The sequence below is a fragment of the Pseudomonas sp. SORT22 genome (assembly GCF_018417635.1).
In the GTDB taxonomy this organism is placed as follows: domain Bacteria; phylum Pseudomonadota; class Gammaproteobacteria; order Pseudomonadales; family Pseudomonadaceae; genus Aquipseudomonas.
Genome location: NZ_CP071007.1, coordinates 208,347 through 225,727, shown reverse-complemented (window position 1 = coordinate 225,727; position 17,381 = coordinate 208,347). Strand labels below are relative to the sequence as shown.

Sequence of the window (17,381 nt, the reverse complement as noted above, 5' to 3'; positions counted from 1 at the left end):
GCGCGGGCCTAGGATTGGCGCCATTCCGGCATGTGCCGGGTCAAAATCGAGATGATATCCATCATGTCCGCTGCTGCATCGTTCCGTGTCGAAAAAGATCTGCTTGGCACCCTCGAAGTTCCTGCCGATGCCTACTACGGTATCCAGACTCTGCGTGCTGCCAACAACTTCCACCTCTCCGGCGTTCCGCTGTCGCACTACCCTAAACTGGTTGTGGCCCTGGCCATGGTCAAACAGGCTGCTGCTGACGCCAACCGCGAGCTGGGTCACCTGAGCGATGCCAAGCACGCTGCCATCAGCGAGGCTTGCGCCCGTCTGATCCGCGGCGACTACCACGAGCAGTTCGTGGTCGACATGATTCAAGGCGGTGCTGGTACTTCTACCAACATGAACGCCAACGAAGTCATCGCCAACATCGCGCTGGAGGCCATGGGCCACCAGAAGGGCGAGTACAAGTACCTGCACCCGAACAACGACGTGAACATGGCGCAGTCGACCAACGACGCCTACCCGACTGCGATCCGCCTGGGTCTGCTGCTGGGTCACGACGCCCTGCTGGCCAGCCTCGACAGCCTGATCCAGGCCTTCGCTGCCAAAGGCCAGGAATTCGACCACGTACTGAAGATGGGCCGTACCCAGCTGCAGGACGCCGTGCCGATGACCCTGGGCCAGGAATTCCGCGCCTTCGCCACCACCATGACCGAAGACCTCAACCGTCTGCGTTCGCTGGCGCCAGAGCTGCTGACTGAAATCAACCTGGGTGGTACCGCCATCGGTACCGGCATCAACGCCGACCCTGGCTACCAGCTCTTGGCCGTTCAGCGCCTGGCCACCATCAGCGGCCAGCCGCTGGTCCCGGCTGCCGACCTGATCGAAGCCACCTCGGACATGGGCGCCTTCGTCCTGTTCTCGGGCATGCTCAAGCGCACCGCGGTCAAGCTGTCGAAGATCTGCAACGACCTGCGCCTGCTGTCCAGCGGCCCACGTACCGGCATCAACGAAATCAACCTGCCAGCGCGTCAGCCAGGCAGCTCGATCATGCCAGGCAAGGTCAACCCGGTAATCCCGGAAGCGGTCAACCAGGTGGCCTTCGCCATCATGGGCAACGACCTGGCCCTGACCGTCGCCGCCGAAGGTGGCCAGCTGCAGCTGAACGTCATGGAGCCGCTGATCGCCTACAAGATCTTCGACTCGATCCGCCTGCTGCAACGCGCCATGGACATGCTGCGCGAGCACTGCATCGTCGGCATCACCGCCAACGAACAGCGCTGCCGTGAACTGGTCGAGCACTCGATCGGCCTGGTCACCGCCCTGAACCCGTACATCGGCTACGAAAACGCCACCCGTATCGCTGCCATCGCCCTGGAAAGTGGCCGTGGCGTGCTGGAGCTGGTACGCGAGGAAGGCCTGCTGGACGAAGAGATGCTCAACGACATCCTGCGTCCGGAAAACATGATTGCTCCGCGTCTGGTGCCGCTCAAGGCGTAACCGATGCTGTAACACGCTCACCAGGTCGAGGGACTAGACACCTCTCACCTTTTGAGGGCCCAGGGATCATTCCCCGGGCCCTTTTTTTATGCCCTTTCAGATGGCATATCCGCCACGCCAAGGCAGACGCGCGGCGCTCGCATCGGTATAGTGCCCGCCCTCTTGCGTGCCAGCCCCCTGGCGCTACACGCAGCAAAGTCATCAAAAGCGAGGAACACTCCATGCTTGAAGTCATCAACGACTTCCTCTCGGGCAAGGTACTGATCGTGCTCATTGTCGGTCTGGGCAGTTACTTCACGATCCGCTCGCGTTTCGTTCAGTTGCGGTACTTCACCCACATGTTCGCGGTGTTTCGCGACAGCCTGCGCAGCAGCAGCGAGCAACTGAGCTCGTTCCAGGCGCTGATGCTCAGCCTGGCCGGCCGGGTCGGTGCCGGTAACATTGCCGGGGTCGGTATCGCCGTGACCCTTGGCGGCCCAGGAGCGGTGTTCTGGATGTGGGTGACCGCGCTGGTCGGCATGTCCAGCAGCTTCATCGAATGCACCCTCGGCCAGCTGTACAAGCGTTGCGACAGCGAAGGCCAGTACCGCGGCGGCCCGTCGTATTACATCGAGCACGGCCTGGGCAAACGCTGGCTGGGCATGGTCATGGCCTTCCTGCTGCTGGTGACCTTCGGTTTCGCCTTCAACGGCCTGCAAGCCCACGCCGTGACCCACTCGCTGAACAACGCCTTCCAGTTCGACACCACCTACACCGGCATCGCCCTGGCGGTGCTGCTGGGCCTGGTGTTCATCGGCGGCATCAAGCGCATCGCCGCCGTCGCCGACCTGCTGGTACCGGTCAAGACCCTGGCCTACATCGCCGTGACCCTGTACGTGATCGTGCTGCAGTTCGACCAGGTGCCGGACATGCTGATGACCATCGTCAAGAGCGCCTTCGGCCTCGATCAGGCCTTCGGTGGCCTGGTTGGCAGCGCCATCATCATGGGCGTCAAACGTGGCGTGTTCGCCAACGAAGCCGGCCTTGGCAGCGCACCCAACGTCGCCGCCGTGGCCGAAGTCGACCACCCGATTGCCCAGGGCGTGGTCCAGGCGTTCTCGGTGTTCCTCGACACCTTCATTATCTGCACCTGCACCGCCTTGCTGATCCTGCTGTCGGGCTTCTACACCCCGGGCTTCGAAGGCGACGGCATTGCCCTGACCCAGAACTCGCTGGCGGCGGTGGTCGGTGACTGGGGGCGGATCTTCATCAGCGTCGCCCTGGCGCTGTTTGTGTTCACCTCGATCCTCTACAACTACTACCTGGGCGAGAGCAACCTGCGCTTTCTGGTCGGCGACAACCGCAAAGCCCTGATCGGCTACCGCGCCCTGGTGTTGCTGCTGATCTTCTGGGGCGCGGTGCAGAACCTGGGCACGGTGTTCGCGTTCGCCGACATCACCATGACCTGCCTGGCCTTCGTCAACCTGATCGCCCTGGCCCTGCTGTTCAAGGTGGCCATGCGCGTACTGCGCGATTACGACGACCAGCGCGCAGCCGGGATAAAAACGCCGGTGTTCGATTCGGCCAAGTTCGCCGACCTCGACCTGGACACCAACGCCTGGCCTGCCAAGGTCGAAGACACCAAGCGCTGACAGCCAGCCCGGTGTTCGCGTACTGTGGTCGGCTTAACCCAAGCCGACCACGGAGACAGGCGAATGGCAATTGCGCAACCGGCCCGCAACATCATGGTGCTGTACACCGGCGGCACCATCGGCATGCAAGCCAGCGCCAACGGCCTGGCTCCGGCGTCCGGCTTCGAACAGCGGATGCGCGCGCAACTGGCCGGCCAGGCCGGCATTCCCACCTGGCGGTTCCGTGAACTGCTGCCGCTGATCGACAGCGCCAACATGACCCCGCAGTACTGGCAGCGCCTGCGTGCGGCGATCATCGACGCCGTCGACAGCCAAGGTTGCGATGCCGTGCTGGTATTGCATGGCACCGATACCCTGGCCTACAGCGCCGCCGCCATGAGCTTCCAGCTGCTGGGCTTGCAGGCCCCAGTGCTGTTCACCGGCTCGATGCTGCCGGCCGGGGTCGCCGACAGCGATGCCCGGGAGAACCTCACCGGCGCATTGCAGGCCCTGGCCACCGGCGTCGCGCCGGGTGTGCAGCTGTATTTTCACGGAGAGTTGCTGGCCCCGCACCGTACCGCCAAGGTCCGCAGCTTTGGCCGGCATCCGTTCGTTACCCTCAAGCGCTTTGCCGGCGCTGGCGCAACGATGCCCGGGCCTGCAGCGCTCGATTATCGCCAGCCCAAGCAAGTCGCCAATGTCGCCGTGCTGCCTCTGGTGCCGGGGATCGGCGCGCCAATGGTGCAGGCCGCGCTCGCCAGCGGTGCCCAGGGCTTGATCCTGGAATGCTTTGGCAGTGGCACCGGCCCTTCCGACAACCCCGACTTTCTCGCCGCCCTGGCCGAGGCTCAGGCAAGCGGTGTGGTCGTGGTCGCCATCACCCAGTGCCATGAAGGCGGGGTCGAACTGGATGTCTATGAGGCCGGCAGCCGCTTGCGTCAGGCCGGCGTGCTGTCGGGTGGCGGCATGACCCGTGAAGCGTTGTTTGGCAAGTTGCAGTTGCTGCTGGGCAGCGGCTTGCCGGTTGGCGAGGTAAGGTACCTGGTGGAGCAGGACCTTTGCGGGGAATTGCTGTAAGCGGCTCAAGGCATACAAATTGCTCGATTTGCTCGGCCAACCTGTCGAAAGAAGCCGAGCATGCTCCATTCACACCTCACCACCCTCAACGCTGTATCGCTGGTTCTGCAAGCCTTTCAAGGCCAGGGCCCCGGCGCTGAAGCGCTGCTGGCCGGCAGCGGCATCAGCCCGGCAGACCTGGGCCGCGCCGACTCGCGCATCACCACCCGCCAAGAGATGCTGGTGTGTGCCAATGCGGTGGCCCGACGCCGCGAAGTAGGCCTGGAGCTGGGCCGGCGCATGCATGTTTCCTGCTACGGCATGCTCGGTTACGCCCTGCTCTCCAGTGCCACCTTAGGTGACGCTTTGCGCCTGGCGATGCAGTACCCGGCGCTACTGGGAACACTTTTTCAGCTGCGTCTGGTCGAGGATGGCGAGCGGGTCTGGTTCAGCGCCAGCGATTATCGCGAAGACCCGCAATTGGCTGCATTCAACGCCGAGTTCTGTCTGACCTCGCTGAAAGTCATCTGCGACGACCTGCTTGGCCAGCCATTGCCGCTGACGGCTGCACGCTTCGCCCACCCAATGCCGGATTACCATGCACTGTACGGCGACAGCTTTGCCTGCCCATTGCGATTCGAGGCCACCGACAATGCCTTCGCCTTCGCCCGCACATGGCTGGACCAGCCTCTGCCGCTGGCCGACCAGATCACTCACCAGGCCATGAGCGAGCGCTGCCGGCGGCTTAACCTGGAGTTCACCGGCCGCCAGGCCTGGCTCGGGCGGATCCGCCAACTGCTGCTCGAACAACTCGATGCGGCGCCCGGCCTCGAGGGCCTGGCGCGGCAAATGAACTGCTCGTCGCGCACCTTGCGCCGGCACCTGCAGGAGCTGGGCAGCAGTTATCAACAGCTGCTCGATGAACTGCGTTTCGAGCGCGCCAAGCAACTGTTGGCCGAAGATCAGTTGCCCATCTACCGCATCGCCGAACTACTCGGCTTCAGCGAGACCGCCAGCTTTCGCCACGCCTTCATGCGCTGGAGCGGGGTGGCGCCGAGTCACTTCCGCGCCTGAACATCGCGCTTGCACCGCCGGGGGGCGAAATCCGGACAGTCAGGTTGGCCATATCGATCCCCTTTTGGCCGTTTCCGTCGTTCTGCAGCAGGCCCGTGCCACCAACAATGGAGCGACGCCAGTGACCCGGAGAACAACAACATGCTGACGATCTATTCCGATGACCACCGCCTGCACCACGGCCGCTGCGAGCTGATCGACGGGCAACTGATGCCCTGCTTCGAAATGCCCTCGCGCGCCGACCATGTCCTGGACCGGGTAAAGACCCGTGAACTGGGGGCCATCAAGGGCCCTGCCGATTTTGGCCGCGCGCCCTTGCTGCGGGTGCACAGCGCCGATTACCTGAACTTCTTCGAAGGCGCCTGGCTGCGCTGGACCCAACTGGGCCACGAAGGCGACCTGCTGCCCTTCACCTGGCCGGCGCGCACCCTGCGCAGCGTCAAACCCAGCGGCCTGCATGGCGAGCTTGGCTACTACAGCTTCGACGCTGGCGCGCCCATCACCGCGGGTACCTGGCAAGCGGCCTACAGCGCCGCACAAGTAGCCCTTACCGCCCAGGCGGCAATCCAGACCGGCGCCCACAGCGCCTTCGCCCTCTGCCGGCCACCCGGGCACCATGCCGCCAGCGACGTCATGGGGGGTTATTGCTACCTGAACAACGCCGCCATCGCCGCCCAGGCGTTCCTCGACCAGGGCCGGCGCAAGGTGGCTATCCTCGATGTCGACTACCACCACGGCAACGGCACCCAGGAAATCTTCTACCAGCGCAGCGATGTGTTCTTCGCCTCGATCCATGGTGATCCGCAGGCCGAATTCCCGTTCTTTCTCGGCTATGCCGACGAGCGCGGCGAAGGCGAGGGTCTGGGCTACAACGTCAACTACCCGCTGCCAGCCGGGAGTGACTGGCCGACCTGGAGCAAGGCCCTGGACGAGGCCTGTGAGCGCATCGCCGCCTACGGCCCGGACGTGCTGGTAATTTCCTTGGGCGTGGATACCTTCAAGGACGATCCGATTTCCCAGTTCAAGCTCGACAGCCCCGACTACCTGCAGATGGGCGAACGCATTGCCCGCCTCGGCAAGCCGACGCTGTTCGTCATGGAAGGCGGTTATGCGGTCGAGGAAATCGGCATCAACGCGGTGAACGTACTCGAAGGTTTCGAACGCGCCCAACAGGAAGCTCAAGCATGACCCGACTCCAGCGCCTGCTCGCCCCGCTGCTGTGCAGCACCCTGCTCGCCGGTAGCCTGCAAGCTGCCGAACAACGCACCCTGCGGGTCTACAACTGGTTCGACTACATCACCCCGCAAACCCTGGTGGACTTCCAGAAAGACAGCCAGGTCAAACTCATCTACGACATCTTCGACACCAACGAAGCCCTGGAAGCCAAGCTGTTGACCGGCAACTCCGGCTACGACGTGGTGGTGCCGTCCAACGTGTTCCTGGCCAAGCAGATCGAAGCCGGGGTATTCCAGCCCCTGGACCGCAGCAAGTTGCCGAACTGGCAGCACCTGGACCCGAAGCTGATGAAGCTGATCGAGGCCAACGACCCCGGCAACCAGTTCGCCGTGCCCTACATGTACGGCACCGTGCTGATCGGCTTCAACCCGGCCAAGGTCAAGGCGGCGCTGGGCGACAACGCCCCGGTCGACAGCTGGGACCTGATCTTCAAGGAGGAGAACATCGCCAAGCTCAAGCAGTGCGGCGTGGCCTTGCTTGATTCACCCTCTGAAATCCTGCCACTGGCCCTGCAGTACCTCGGCCTGCCACCGAACAGCACGAAACCTGCTGATTACAAAAAGGCCGAAGAGCTACTGTTGAAAATCCGCCCGCACGTCACCTACTTCCATTCCTCCAAATACATGGCGGATATTGCCAATGGCGACATCTGCGTAGCGGTCGGCTACTCCGGCAGCTTCTCCCAGGCCGCCAACCGCGCCAGCGAGGCGAAGAACGGCGTGGTCGTCGACATGCGTCTGCCCAAGGAAGGTGCGCCAATCTGGTTCGACATGCTGGCAATCCCCAAAGGCGCGGCCAACCCGGAAGATGCCTACACCTTCATCAACTACCTGCTGCAGCCAAAGGTGATCGCGCCCATCAGCGACTTTGTCGGTTACCCCAACCCGAACAAGGACGCCACCGAACGGGTTGCCCCGGCCATCCGCAATAACCCCAATCTGTACCCCACGGAAGAAGCCATGGCCAAGCTTTATACCCTGCAACCGCTGCCGCGGGATGCCGAGCGCGCACGCACCCGCGCCTGGAGCAAGATAAAGTCCGGCAAATAACCGCAATACCTCCCGCCAACAATGGCGGGAGGTATGTCGAACCTATCCGTCAGGACAATTCGACAGTTTGACCGACCTTGAAACAGGCTTCGGTAATCGCCTTGTACGGCGAACTTTCGACCAGTGTTGCATTGAACTGCCCGGAAAATTCGGTATTTGCCGCACTCGACATGGCGATACAGCCCGTCTCTGCGGAGTATTCGTTATTACCCTCAGGGTTCTCGACGACATAACCGATGGTAACTTCTCCTTCAAGCGTTACATCATATTCGCCGGCCGCCAGGTAATCATCGGCTGCCACCGTGATGTAGCGGCGTTCACTACCTTCATCAATCAACCCGACGACAATTCTTACACCGAAGCTGTGGAAGCCACGGACGTCTGTTGCAACGAAGGGCTCACCATCGATCAACGCAGTGAAACTATCACCTGCAGGTATCGAAAAATTTCGTTTTCCAGGCTTGCTGAATTCCTTCAAGGCCGCTTTCATGCAGTGTTTATGGGATTCTTTCATTATTGACCCTATATACAGAGCAAAAACCATCAGGCGAGCTAACACGCCGCGCCACCAATAAAAGTGTGACTAATGATTTTCGAATTAAATGACGTAACAATCTTGAACTGAAATAGCACAGGCTTACCCTGAGCCCATGAAAGTTCTACCACGTGAGAAGGCAACGTCAATCAAGTTAAAAATTTAACTTGTAACTTAAAAATTTAGCCCAACAGGTATGTAACACCTGCCCAGCGAATGAACTCACTGTAAATCCCTTCAGCTCTTTGAGTGGCCCCAAACTTCAGCCAAATGCCGCACTGCGACCTCAATTGCAGCTTCCGGGACAGCGGCAAACCCCAGAACCAGCCCAGCATGCTCATCCTCCGGCGTATCCGAGCCTGGCAGCCAGAAATCACTCAAGCCGTTAATCTCGACGCCAACACTTTCGGCTTCCCCGATCAACGTACGTTCGCGCGCAAGCGAATCAACCCGCACTGCCACATGTAGACCTGCAGCTACATGTGGCAGCGGGCCGATGCCGCTGATGCCCTGTGGCCATCCTGCCATCAACGTATTTCTTCGGCTGAGCGCCGCTTTGCGCATGCGCCGGATATGCCGTTGAAAATGCCCCTGGGCCATGAACTGGGCCATCACTGCCTGAGTGCCTATTTCAGAGTGGCGCACGGCCAGCGCCCGGCAGCGGGAAAACACCTGCACCAACTGCCTGGGCAGCACCAGGTAACCCAGGCGCAGCGCCGGAAAGGCTATCTTGCCGAAGGTGCCGACATATAACACCCGCCCACTGCGATCCAGCGCCGCCAGAGGTGCTAGCGGGTCGCCGCTGTAGCGGTACTCACCGTCGTAGTCATCTTCGATGATCCAGCCGTCCTTGCGCTCAGCCCAGGCCAGCAACTGCAGACGACGGGCCAGGCTCATGGTGACGCCGGTCGGATACTGGTGCGATGGCGTCACATAGCTGAGGCGACAATGTTCCACGGCATTGAGCGCAGCGCAGTCCAGGCCCTCATCGTCGACCGCCACGCCTTGCACTTTTGCCCCGGTCAAGGCGAAGGCGTTTCCAGCAGCGCGGTAACCGGGGTTTTCCACAGCCACCACTTCGCCAGGCTCCAATAACAGCTGTGCACAAAGGCTGATGGCCTGCTGTGCGCCACTGGTGATCACAATTTGTTCAGCCGTGCAGGAAAGTCCGCGAGATCGACGCAAATAGGTCGCGATCAATTGACGAAGTTGCGGCTCTCCAGCCGGATCGCCATAGCCCAAAACAGCGCGATCGGGGTTGCGCCAGAAACCCGCCTGGAGCTTGGCCCAGACGTCGAACGGGAACAAATCGAACGCCGGCAAACCGACGCGAAAAGCCCGTGGCGGACCACTTTTCGGTGGCGGTAAATGGTGGCTTTCCAGACGGTTGCAAGGACCATTGTGGATAAGTTTGCTGGATGAATCCACAGTGTTATTTGCTGTTTTTGTGGATAACCCTGTGGAAAAACCCAGGGATAACCCTGTGGATACTTTTGTGGATAGTTTTGGCAGCTGGCTGACATAGGTGCCATCGCCGACCCGGCTTTCGATATAGCCTTCAGCGTACAACTGGTCGTAGGCACGCACCACGCTGTTGCGCGACAACGACAGCGCCGCAGCCATATCACGGCTGGCCGGCAAGCGCGTGCCACTGCTCAGGCGACCGTCCAGCACGCGCATGCGAAGCGCCTGGTAAAGCTGGCGGCTGAGCCCCTGGCGGCGATCAAGGACGATACCAGTCGGGTCGAACGGCAAGGTGAAGGGGCGCTCGCTCATGACAATGGACCTATAAAATTAGCTGGAAATGGCTCTTACCTTAGTCCAATAGCCTGCCTAGGATTGAGCCATTCGCCAAGGACAATCCACATGTTCACACCTTCGAGCTACAAGGAAACCGACCTCGAGCGTCTGCACCAGCAGATCGAGCAAACGCGCCTGGCCGTATTGGTCACCCACGGTGAACAGGGCTTGCAGGCCAGTCACCTGCCGCTGCTGCTGGATCGCAAACAGGGCAGCAACGGCACCCTGTACGGCCACTTCGCCCGCGCCAACAAGCAATGGCAGGATCTGGCCAACGGCGCCGAGGCGCTGCTGGTGTTTGCCGGGCCCGATGCTTATGTCAGCGCCGGCTACTACCCCAGCAAGGTCGACGATCCGCGCACGGTTCCGACCTGGAACTACGTGGCTGTGCACGCCTGGGGCAAGGCTGAGGTTTTCCATGACGCCGAGCGTCTGCTGGAGATCGTCCGCCGCCTGAGTGATCACCACGAACAACGCCAGGCCAAACCCTGGTCGGTGGACGAAGCGCCTGCCGACTACATGGCCGGCATGCTCAAGGCAATCGTCGGCTTCGCCCTGCCCATCGAGCGCCTGCAAGGCACACGCAAACTCAGCCAGAACCGTTCGGCCATCGACATCGAAGGCGTGCGCACCGGCCTGGCCAACAGCAGCGATCCTCTGGACAACCAATTGGCCGCCCTGATGGGCCAACCTTGAAGGAAACACACCTATGCCTAACGTCACCATCCGCCCTGTCACCGCCGGCGATCACAGCGCCTGGCTACCGCTGTGGCAGGCCTATCAGCAATTCTACGAAACCCGTATCGATGACGAGGTCAGCGCCGTGGCCTGGGCGCGCATGCTCGACCCGGCCGAGCCGACCAACGCCGCCCTGGCCTGGGTCGACGGCAAGGCACTGGGCATGGTCCACTGGATCTATCACCGCTCCAACTGGAGCATCGAGAACTCCTGCTACCTGCAGGACCTCTACGTGCAAAGTGAGCAACGCGGCCTGGGTATCGGCCGCCAGCTGATCGAATACGTCTACGCTACGGCAAAGGCGGCAGGTTGCGCCAAGGTGCACTGGTTGACCCACGAAACCAACGCCACGGCCATCAGCCTGTACGAGCAGGTCGCCGAGCGGCCCGGTTTCATCCAGTTTCGCAAACCGCTGTAAGCCAGAGGAGCCACCCCATGAGCAGCCCATTGCACTGGCATCCGGCCAAGCGCCCGCAACCTGCAACATTGACCGGGCGCTTCGTGCGCCTGGAAAAACTCGACCCCAAGCGCGACACCGAAGACCTCTGGGAAGTGTTCCAGGGCTCCCAGGCCGACCGCACACTGTGGGACTACCTGGCCTACGGTCCGTTCACCGAGCGCGAAGACTTCGATCACTGGCTTGACACCAATGCCGCCAGCAGCGATCCGCTGTTCTACAGTGTCATTGACCTGGCCAGCGGCCAGACCCAGGGCATCCTCAGCCTGATGTCGATCGTGCCCGAACAGGGCCGCATCGAGATTGGCCATATCGCCTTTGGTGCTGCCATGCAGCGCACACCTAAAGGCACCGAAGCGGTGTACCTGCTTGGCAAACTGGCGTTCGAGCTGGGCAACCGCCGCCTGGAATGGAAATGCAACAACGACAACGCCCGCTCCAAGCGCGCCGCGCTGCGCTTTGGCTTCACCTTCGAGGGGGTGTTTCGCAAGCACATGGTGATCAAGGACCGAAACCGCGACACCGCCTGGTTCTCGATTACCGATGATGAATGGCCGGCGATTGCGGCGGGGTTCGAACGTTGGTTGGCGGCAGATAACCAGCGGCCCGAGGGACAGGTACAGACCTTGGAGGCGTGCCGGTAGGAGCAGGCAAAAAAAGGGAGGCATACGCCCCCCAGAGGTTAACCGCTTGTAGATGAGGGCCTGAAAATCAGCCCTCGATCTCGATCAGGATCTCGCCCGGGTTGACCCGGTCGCCCTTGGCCACGTGAATGGCGGTGACCTTGCCGGCGATTGCCGCCTGCACCTCGGTCTCCATCTTCATCGCCTCGGTGATCAGCACCGGCTGGCCGGCCTTGACCGTATCGCCTTCCTTGACCAGCACATCGACGATATTGCCCGGCATGGTGGTACTGACATGGCCAGGGGCGCTGGCCTGCTTGCGTTTGCTGCTGCCACCGCCGACAAATTCGTTGAGCGGCTCGAACACCACTTCTTCCGGCATGCCGTCGATGGACAGGTAGAAGTGACGCTTGCCTTCGGCCTTGACGCCGACACCGGTGATATCCACCCGGTAGGTCTCGCCGTGCACGTCGATGACGAATTCGGTCGGCACGCCTTCGCCGCCGGCCGAGGCCACGGCGCCGGCTTCCGGAATCGGCAGCAGCACTTCAGGGGTCAGGGTGCCGGCCTCACGCTCTTCGAGGAACTTGCGCCCGATGTCCGGGAACATGGCGTAGGTCAGTACGTCTTCTTCCGACTTGGCCAGGGCGCCGATGTCGTTGCGCAGCTTGGCCATTTCCGGCTTGAGCAAATCGGCCGGGCGCACGTCGATGACTTCTTCGCTACCGATGGCCTGGCGCCGCAGATTTTCGTCGACCACACCCGGAGCCTTGCCGTAACCGCCTTGCAGGTACAGCTTCACCTCGTTGGTGATGGTCTTGTAGCGCTCGCCGGCAAGCACGTTGAAGAACGCCTGGGTACCGACAATCTGCGAGGTCGGGGTCACCAGTGGCGGGAAGCCGAGGTCTTCGCGCACCCGCGGGATTTCCGCCAGCACTTCGTTCATGCGGTTGAGCGCGCCCTGCTCCTTGAGCTGGTTGGCCAGGTTGGAAATCATCCCGCCCGGTACCTGGTTGACTTGCACGCGGGTGTCGACGGCGGTGAATTCGCTTTCGAACTGGTGGTACTTCTTGCGCACGGCATAGAAGTACAGGCCGATTTCCTGCAGCAATTCCAGGCTCAGGCCGGTGTCGAACTCGCTGCCCTTGAGGGCCGCGACCATCGACTCGGTGCCCGGGTGGCTAGTGCCCCAGGCGAAGCTGGAGATGGCGGTGTCGATATGGTCGGCGCCGTTCTCGATCGCCTTGAGCTGGCACATGGCAGCCAGGCCGGCGGTGTCGTGGGAGTGAACGAACACCGGCAGCGACTGCTCGGCCTTCAGCGCCTTGACCAGCTCGCCGGTGGCGAAGGGAGTCAGCAGGCCGGCCATGTCCTTGATGGCCACCGAGTCGCAACCCATGGCTTCCATCTGCTTGGCCTGGGCGACGAAGGCGTCGATGGTGTGTACCGGGCTGGTGGTGTAGGCAATAGTGCCCTGGGCGTGCTTGCCAGCGGCCTTGACCGCTTCGATGGCCACGCGCAGGTTACGCACATCGTTCATGGCGTCGAAGATGCGGAACACGTCGATGCCGTTGACCGCCGCCTTGGCGACGAAGGCTTTGACCACGTCATCGCTGTAGTGGCGATAGCCCAGCAGGTTCTGCCCGCGCAGGAGCATCTGCAGGCGGGTGTTGGGCAGTGCCGCGCGCAGTTTGCGCAGGCGCTCCCACGGGTCTTCCTTGAGGAAGCGCACACAGGCGTCGAAGGTCGCCCCGCCCCAGACTTCCAGCGACCAGTAGCCGACCTTGTCGAGCTTGTCGCAGATCGGCAGCATGTCTTCGGTACGCATGCGGGTGGCCAGCAGGGACTGGTGGGCGTCGCGCAGGATTGTGTCAGTGACAAAGATCTTCTTGGACATTCTTATCTCCTCATAGCGGCAAGCTTCAAGCTACAAGCCGCAAGAAAAAGCCGATCGGCTCTGACTTGTCGCTTGCAGCTAACAACTTGCAGCTGGCTTATTCATAAGCCCGCATGTGCGGCGATGGCGGCGGCGATGGCCAGGGCCAGCTCTTCGGGTTTGCGCTTGATCGAGTAGTTGGTCAGTTCCGGATGGCTTTCAACGAAGCTGGTATTGAACTGACCACTGCGAAATTCCGGATTGCGCAGGATTTCCTGGTAATAGGCAGCCGTGGTCTTCACCCCCTGCACACGCATGTCGTCCAGGGCCCGCAGGCCGCGGTCCATGGCTTCTTCCCAGGTCAGCGCCCAGACCACCAGTTTCAGGCACATCGAGTCGTAGAACGGTGGAATGGTGTAGCCGGTATAGATCGCCGTGTCGGTCCGCACGCCGGGGCCGCCGGGGGCGTAGTAACGGGTGATCTTGCCGAAGCTGGGCAGGAAGTTGTTCTTCGGGTCTTCGGCGTTGATGCGGAACTGCAGGGCAAAGCCGCGGTGCTGGATGTCTTCCTGCTTGACCGACAGCGGCAGGCCGGAGGCAATACGGATCTGCTCGCGAACAATGTCGATACCGGTGATTTCTTCGGTGATGGTGTGTTCCACCTGCACCCGGGTGTTCATCTCCATGAAGTACACTTCGCCATCGGCGAGCAGGAACTCCACGGTACCGGCGTTCTCGTAGCCCACGGCTTTGGCCGCGCGCACCGACAGGTCGCCGATATAGGCGCGCTGTTCGGGGGTCAGTTGCGGGCTCGGGGCGATTTCGATGAGTTTCTGGTTACGGCGCTGGATCGAGCAGTCGCGCTCGAACAGGTGGACGACGTTACCGAAGCTGTCACCGAGGATTTGCGCCTCGATGTGTTTCGGGTTGACGATGCATTTTTCCAGGAACACTTCCGCAGAACCGAAGGCCTTGGTCGCTTCGGAGATTACCCGCGGGAAGGCTTGCTCCAGCTCTTCACGGCTGTTGCAGCGGCGAATACCGCGGCCGCCACCACCGGAAGTGGCCTTGAGCATCACCGGGTAACCGATGCGGTCGCCTTCGAGCAGCGCTTCGTGGATATCGGCGACGTTGCCTTCAGTGCCCGGGGTCACCGGCACACCGGCCTTGATCATGCTGCGGCGGGCTTCGGTCTTGTCACCCATGCGGCGAATGACTTCAGCAGCCGGGCCTATGAATTTGATACCGCGTTCGGCGCAGATGTCAGCAAGTTCAGCGTTCTCAGACAGAAAACCATAACCGGGATGCAGCGCATCACAACCGGTTTCCACGGCCAGGTTCACCAGCTTGCGCGGGTTCAGGTAGCCGGCCAGGGGCTCGGCACCAATGCTGTGGGCCTCGTCGGCACGTTTGACGTGCAAGGCATGGCGGTCGGCGTCGGAGTAGATCGCCACGGAACGGATGCCCATCTCGGCGCAGGCACGCACGATTCGAACAGCAATTTCACCGCGGTTGGCGATCAGGATCTTTTTTATCACTGGAGTATTCCCAAGGCCGCTAGAACAAACGAGCCGGCAACGCCGGTCGGCGCGTGACCAATCGTCGCTGGCCAGTCGCATCTTTACCCTAGCGCTGTCTCTGGATAAACAAAAATCAATATTTATTAGGGTGTGCATAAGCAAAAGCTTATAGTGCTGTTACAAGGTTTTGCCGGGGCTTGAGAGAAATGCGTAAGTCATTGATGCGTATGACATTGCGTCAACTTCAGATCTTCAATGAGGTCTGTGATTTGCGTTCCTACAGCCGGGCAGCCGAGGAGATGAACCTGACGCAACCCGCCGTTAGTCTACAGATCCGCCAATTGGAAGAACTGGTCGGCCAGCCGCTGTTCGAGTATGTCGGCAAGAAGCTCTACCTGACCGAAGCCGCTGAAGCGCTGCAACGCGCCAGCCGCGATATCTTCGGGCGCCTGGAGAGCCTCGACATGCAGCTCTCCGACATGCAGGGCTCGCTGCAGGGGCAATTGAAGCTGGCGGTCGAATCCAGCGCCAAGTACTTCGTCCCGCATCTGTTCGCGGCCTTCAAGCGTTTGCACCCCGAGGTCAATCTTACCCTCACGGTGGTCAACCGCGCCCAGGCCATACGTCGCCTCTCGGACAACCGTGATGACCTGATCATTATGTCCATGGTGCCCCAGGACATGGGCCTGGAGTTCCTGCCGTTCCTCAACAATCCGATCGTTGCCGTGGCGCCGCCCGATCATCCGCTGTGCAAGCTCGACAGCCTGCGTTTGCAAGACCTTGAGCCGCACACGCTATTGGTACGCGAACAGGGCTCGGGCACACGCAAGGCTTGCGAAGAGTACTTCAAGGAAAAGCGCGTGCACTTCACTCAGACGCTGGAAGTGGCCTCGGCCGATGCCCAGCGCGAGTGCGTGATTGCCGGCCTGGGCATCGCCCTGCTGACCCGCCATGCATTGAACCTGGAACTGGCCACCGGCGTGCTGCGCGAGCTGCCGGTCGAAGAGCTGCCGCTGTACCGCAGCTGGTGTGTGGTGCAGTCCAAGGCCAAGCGGCAATCGCCGGTGGCCCTGGCCTTTCTAGCGTTCATTCGCAGCGAACGTGCACAGATCAGCGGGCTTGTTGAGCGTTTCTCGGGGATTCTGCCGCCGATACCTGCCACACGCTGACGGCCTGCAAATCGGGGTAGTCGGTGATGTCCTGCAGCAGACGGCGCTGCTCGGAGTAGCTTTCGATCGCGCGGCGAAACTCCATGCGGCGCTGGTCTTTTTCCTGCTGTTTGCGGGATTTGGCGTTGGGTTGGTACGAGCCATCGAATTCACGAGCCATTGCATATCTCCCTTATCGAGTGCGGGAGCTTCAGCCTGACGTCGTGGCATTACGGTTTGGCGGCGGGCCAATGACAAATCAATGAACCCGCGCCTACAGGTCTCAGTCGTCCATCGCCTTGATCGACTTGGGCGACAGGCGCAGGCTGCGCAGACTGCGTTTGACGCTCTTGAGGTGGTTGACCAGGCTCGGCCCGCGGGCCATGGCCACGCCCATGGCCAGCACGTCGATCACCACCAGGTGGGCAATGCGCGAGGTCAGCGGGGTGTAGATTTCGGTGTCTTCGTGCACATCGATGGCCAGGTTGACGGTCGACAGCTCCGCCAACGGCGTCTGGCTCGGGCACAGGGTGATCAGCGTGGCGCCGCTTTCACGCACCAGGTTGGCGGTGATCAGCAGGTCCTTGGAGCGCCCCGACTGGGAAATGCAGATGGCTACATCGCCCGGTTTGAGGGTGACCGCCGACATCGCCTGCATGTGCGGGTCGGAATACGCCGCCGCCGTCAGCAGCAGGCGGAAGAACTTGTGCTGGGCATCGGCCGCTACCGCGCCGGAGGCACCAAAACCGTAGAACTCGACACGCTGGGCCTGGGCCATGGCGGATACCGCACGCTGCAAAGCCTGTGGATCGAGGTGCTCGCGCACTTCCATCAGGGTATGCAGGGTGGTGTCGAAGATCTTCAGGCTGTAGTCGGCAACCGAGTCGTCTTCGTGAATGGCGAACTGGCCAAAACTCGCGCCCGCCGCCAGGCTCTGGGCCAGCTTGAGCTTGAGGTCCTGGAAACCGGAACAACCGATCGCACGGCAAAAACGCACGATGGTCGGCTCGCTGATGCCGACGCTGTGGGCAAGGTCGGCCATGGAGCTATGCATGACGGCCGCTGGATCAAGCAGCACGTGATCGGCAACCTTGAGTTCCGATTTGCGTAGCAGATGGCGCGACTGGGCGATGTGTTGCAACAGATTCAAGGGCAGGACTCGGTTATGATC

Annotated in this window: 16 protein-coding genes; 10 read left to right on the top strand and 6 right to left on the bottom strand. The window is 61.5% G+C overall.

Features of this window, described 5'->3' with window-relative positions; translation table 11 throughout:
• Nucleotides 1–63 precede the first annotated feature (63 nt).
• The 6 genes from aspA (at nucleotide 64) to JYG36_RS00985 (ending at nucleotide 7,513) form a co-directional block, all read left to right on the top strand.
• The gene (aspA, locus tag JYG36_RS01010; RefSeq protein WP_045199650.1) at nucleotides 64–1,488 is read left to right on the top strand and encodes an aspartate ammonia-lyase; all 1,425 of its coding nucleotides are present in this window, start codon (nucleotides 64–66) and stop codon (nucleotides 1,486–1,488) included.
• A gap of 221 nt (nucleotides 1,489–1,709) precedes the next feature.
• On the top strand, nucleotides 1,710–3,119 hold the full coding sequence (locus tag JYG36_RS01005) for an alanine/glycine:cation symporter family protein (RefSeq protein ID WP_045199497.1): 1,410 nt from the start codon (nucleotides 1,710–1,712) through the stop codon (nucleotides 3,117–3,119).
• Nucleotides 3,120–3,182: 63 nt separating this feature from the next.
• Complete coding sequence (locus JYG36_RS01000) at nucleotides 3,183–4,175, top strand: asparaginase (protein WP_213602861.1); 993 nt, start codon at nucleotides 3,183–3,185, stop codon at nucleotides 4,173–4,175.
• A gap of 60 nt (nucleotides 4,176–4,235) precedes the next feature.
• Nucleotides 4,236–5,228, top strand: a complete 993-nt coding sequence (locus JYG36_RS00995) for an AraC family transcriptional regulator (RefSeq protein ID WP_045199493.1) — start codon at nucleotides 4,236–4,238, stop codon at nucleotides 5,226–5,228.
• 141 nt (nucleotides 5,229–5,369) lie between these two features.
• The gene (locus JYG36_RS00990; RefSeq protein WP_093377920.1) at nucleotides 5,370–6,416 is read left to right on the top strand and encodes a histone deacetylase family protein; all 1,047 of its coding nucleotides are present in this window, start codon (nucleotides 5,370–5,372) and stop codon (nucleotides 6,414–6,416) included.
• Nucleotides 6,413–7,513, top strand: coding sequence for a polyamine ABC transporter substrate-binding protein (locus JYG36_RS00985; protein ID WP_093377915.1), 1,101 nt, complete (start codon nucleotides 6,413–6,415; stop codon nucleotides 7,511–7,513). The genes JYG36_RS00990 and JYG36_RS00985 overlap by 4 nt, the downstream gene beginning before the upstream one ends.
• Before the next feature lie 49 nt (nucleotides 7,514–7,562).
• On the opposite strand, the gene JYG36_RS00980 is transcribed toward JYG36_RS00985, so the two are convergent.
• Complete coding sequence (locus tag JYG36_RS00980) at nucleotides 7,563–8,003, bottom strand: hypothetical protein (RefSeq protein ID WP_093377911.1); 441 nt, start codon at nucleotides 8,001–8,003, stop codon at nucleotides 7,563–7,565.
• Nucleotides 8,004–8,285: 282 nt separating this feature from the next.
• Nucleotides 8,286–9,824 (bottom strand): MocR-like pyridoxine biosynthesis transcription factor PdxR, encoded by a 1,539-nt coding sequence (pdxR, locus tag JYG36_RS00975; protein ID WP_213602859.1) that lies wholly within the window; start codon nucleotides 9,822–9,824, stop codon nucleotides 8,286–8,288.
• A 90-nt stretch (nucleotides 9,825–9,914) separates the two neighbouring features.
• Between pdxR and JYG36_RS00970 the strand changes: the two genes are divergently transcribed.
• The 3 genes from JYG36_RS00970 to JYG36_RS00960 are packed head-to-tail and all read left to right on the top strand — an operon-like array spanning nucleotide 9,915 to nucleotide 11,687.
• Nucleotides 9,915–10,544 carry an FMN-binding negative transcriptional regulator gene (locus JYG36_RS00970; RefSeq protein WP_093377905.1) on the top strand — a complete coding sequence of 210 codons (630 nt, stop codon included), beginning with the start codon at nucleotides 9,915–9,917 and terminating at the stop codon, nucleotides 10,542–10,544.
• A 13-nt stretch (nucleotides 10,545–10,557) separates the two neighbouring features.
• Complete coding sequence (locus JYG36_RS00965) at nucleotides 10,558–11,004, top strand: GNAT family N-acetyltransferase (protein ID WP_213602857.1); 447 nt, start codon at nucleotides 10,558–10,560, stop codon at nucleotides 11,002–11,004.
• Between the two features lie 17 nt (nucleotides 11,005–11,021).
• Nucleotides 11,022–11,687: a GNAT family N-acetyltransferase gene (locus JYG36_RS00960; protein ID WP_213602854.1), complete on the top strand. Its 666-nt coding sequence runs from the start codon at nucleotides 11,022–11,024 to the stop codon at nucleotides 11,685–11,687.
• A gap of 67 nt (nucleotides 11,688–11,754) precedes the next feature.
• Here JYG36_RS00960 and oadA read toward each other — a convergent pair whose 3' ends face one another.
• A complete protein-coding gene (gene oadA / locus JYG36_RS00955) occupies nucleotides 11,755–13,563 on the bottom strand; it encodes a sodium-extruding oxaloacetate decarboxylase subunit alpha (protein WP_045199477.1) in 1,809 nt (602 codons plus the stop codon).
• Between the two features lie 101 nt (nucleotides 13,564–13,664).
• Nucleotides 13,665–15,080, bottom strand: coding sequence for an acetyl-CoA carboxylase biotin carboxylase subunit (locus tag JYG36_RS00950; protein WP_045199475.1), 1,416 nt, complete (start codon nucleotides 15,078–15,080; stop codon nucleotides 13,665–13,667).
• A 203-nt stretch (nucleotides 15,081–15,283) separates the two neighbouring features.
• On the opposite strand from JYG36_RS00950, the gene JYG36_RS00945 reads away from it, so the two are divergent.
• Entirely contained in the window at nucleotides 15,284–16,231 is a 948-nt protein-coding gene (locus JYG36_RS00945; RefSeq protein WP_162195917.1) for a LysR family transcriptional regulator, read from the top strand.
• Here JYG36_RS00945 and JYG36_RS00940 read toward each other — a convergent pair.
• Together JYG36_RS00940 and hexR are read right to left on the bottom strand one after the other, a co-directional pair.
• Nucleotides 16,173–16,391 (bottom strand): PA3496 family putative envelope integrity protein, encoded by a 219-nt coding sequence (locus JYG36_RS00940; RefSeq protein ID WP_045199472.1) that lies wholly within the window; start codon nucleotides 16,389–16,391, stop codon nucleotides 16,173–16,175. The genes JYG36_RS00945 and JYG36_RS00940 overlap by 59 nt on opposite strands.
• 102 nt (nucleotides 16,392–16,493) lie before the next feature.
• Complete coding sequence (gene hexR, locus JYG36_RS00935; RefSeq protein WP_038616018.1) at nucleotides 16,494–17,360, bottom strand: transcriptional regulator HexR; 867 nt, start codon at nucleotides 17,358–17,360, stop codon at nucleotides 16,494–16,496.
• Nucleotides 17,361–17,381 lie beyond the last annotated feature (21 nt).

Coding starts and splice junctions, on each gene's coding strand:
- oadA (WP_045199477.1), bottom strand. CDS start 13,563: ATGTCCAAGAAGATCTTTGTCACTGACACAATCCTGCGCGACGCCCAC.
- JYG36_RS00945 (WP_162195917.1), top strand. CDS start 15,284: ATGCGTATGACATTGCGTCAACTTCAGATCTTCAATGAGGTCTGTGAT.
- pdxR (WP_213602859.1), bottom strand. CDS start 9,824: ATGAGCGAGCGCCCCTTCACCTTGCCGTTCGACCCGACTGGTATCGTC.
- JYG36_RS01005 (WP_045199497.1), top strand. CDS start 1,710: ATGCTTGAAGTCATCAACGACTTCCTCTCGGGCAAGGTACTGATCGTG.
- JYG36_RS00985 (WP_093377915.1), top strand. CDS start 6,413: ATGACCCGACTCCAGCGCCTGCTCGCCCCGCTGCTGTGCAGCACCCTG.
- JYG36_RS01000 (WP_213602861.1), top strand. CDS start 3,183: ATGGCAATTGCGCAACCGGCCCGCAACATCATGGTGCTGTACACCGGC.
- JYG36_RS00965 (WP_213602857.1), top strand. CDS start 10,558: ATGCCTAACGTCACCATCCGCCCTGTCACCGCCGGCGATCACAGCGCC.
- JYG36_RS00990 (WP_093377920.1), top strand. CDS start 5,370: ATGCTGACGATCTATTCCGATGACCACCGCCTGCACCACGGCCGCTGC.
- JYG36_RS00970 (WP_093377905.1), top strand. CDS start 9,915: ATGTTCACACCTTCGAGCTACAAGGAAACCGACCTCGAGCGTCTGCAC.
- JYG36_RS00960 (WP_213602854.1), top strand. CDS start 11,022: ATGAGCAGCCCATTGCACTGGCATCCGGCCAAGCGCCCGCAACCTGCA.
- JYG36_RS00980 (WP_093377911.1), bottom strand. CDS start 8,003: ATGAAAGCGGCCTTGAAGGAATTCAGCAAGCCTGGAAAACGAAATTTT.
- JYG36_RS00995 (WP_045199493.1), top strand. CDS start 4,236: ATGCTCCATTCACACCTCACCACCCTCAACGCTGTATCGCTGGTTCTG.
- aspA (WP_045199650.1), top strand. CDS start 64: ATGTCCGCTGCTGCATCGTTCCGTGTCGAAAAAGATCTGCTTGGCACC.
- JYG36_RS00940 (WP_045199472.1), bottom strand. CDS start 16,391: ATGGCTCGTGAATTCGATGGCTCGTACCAACCCAACGCCAAATCCCGC.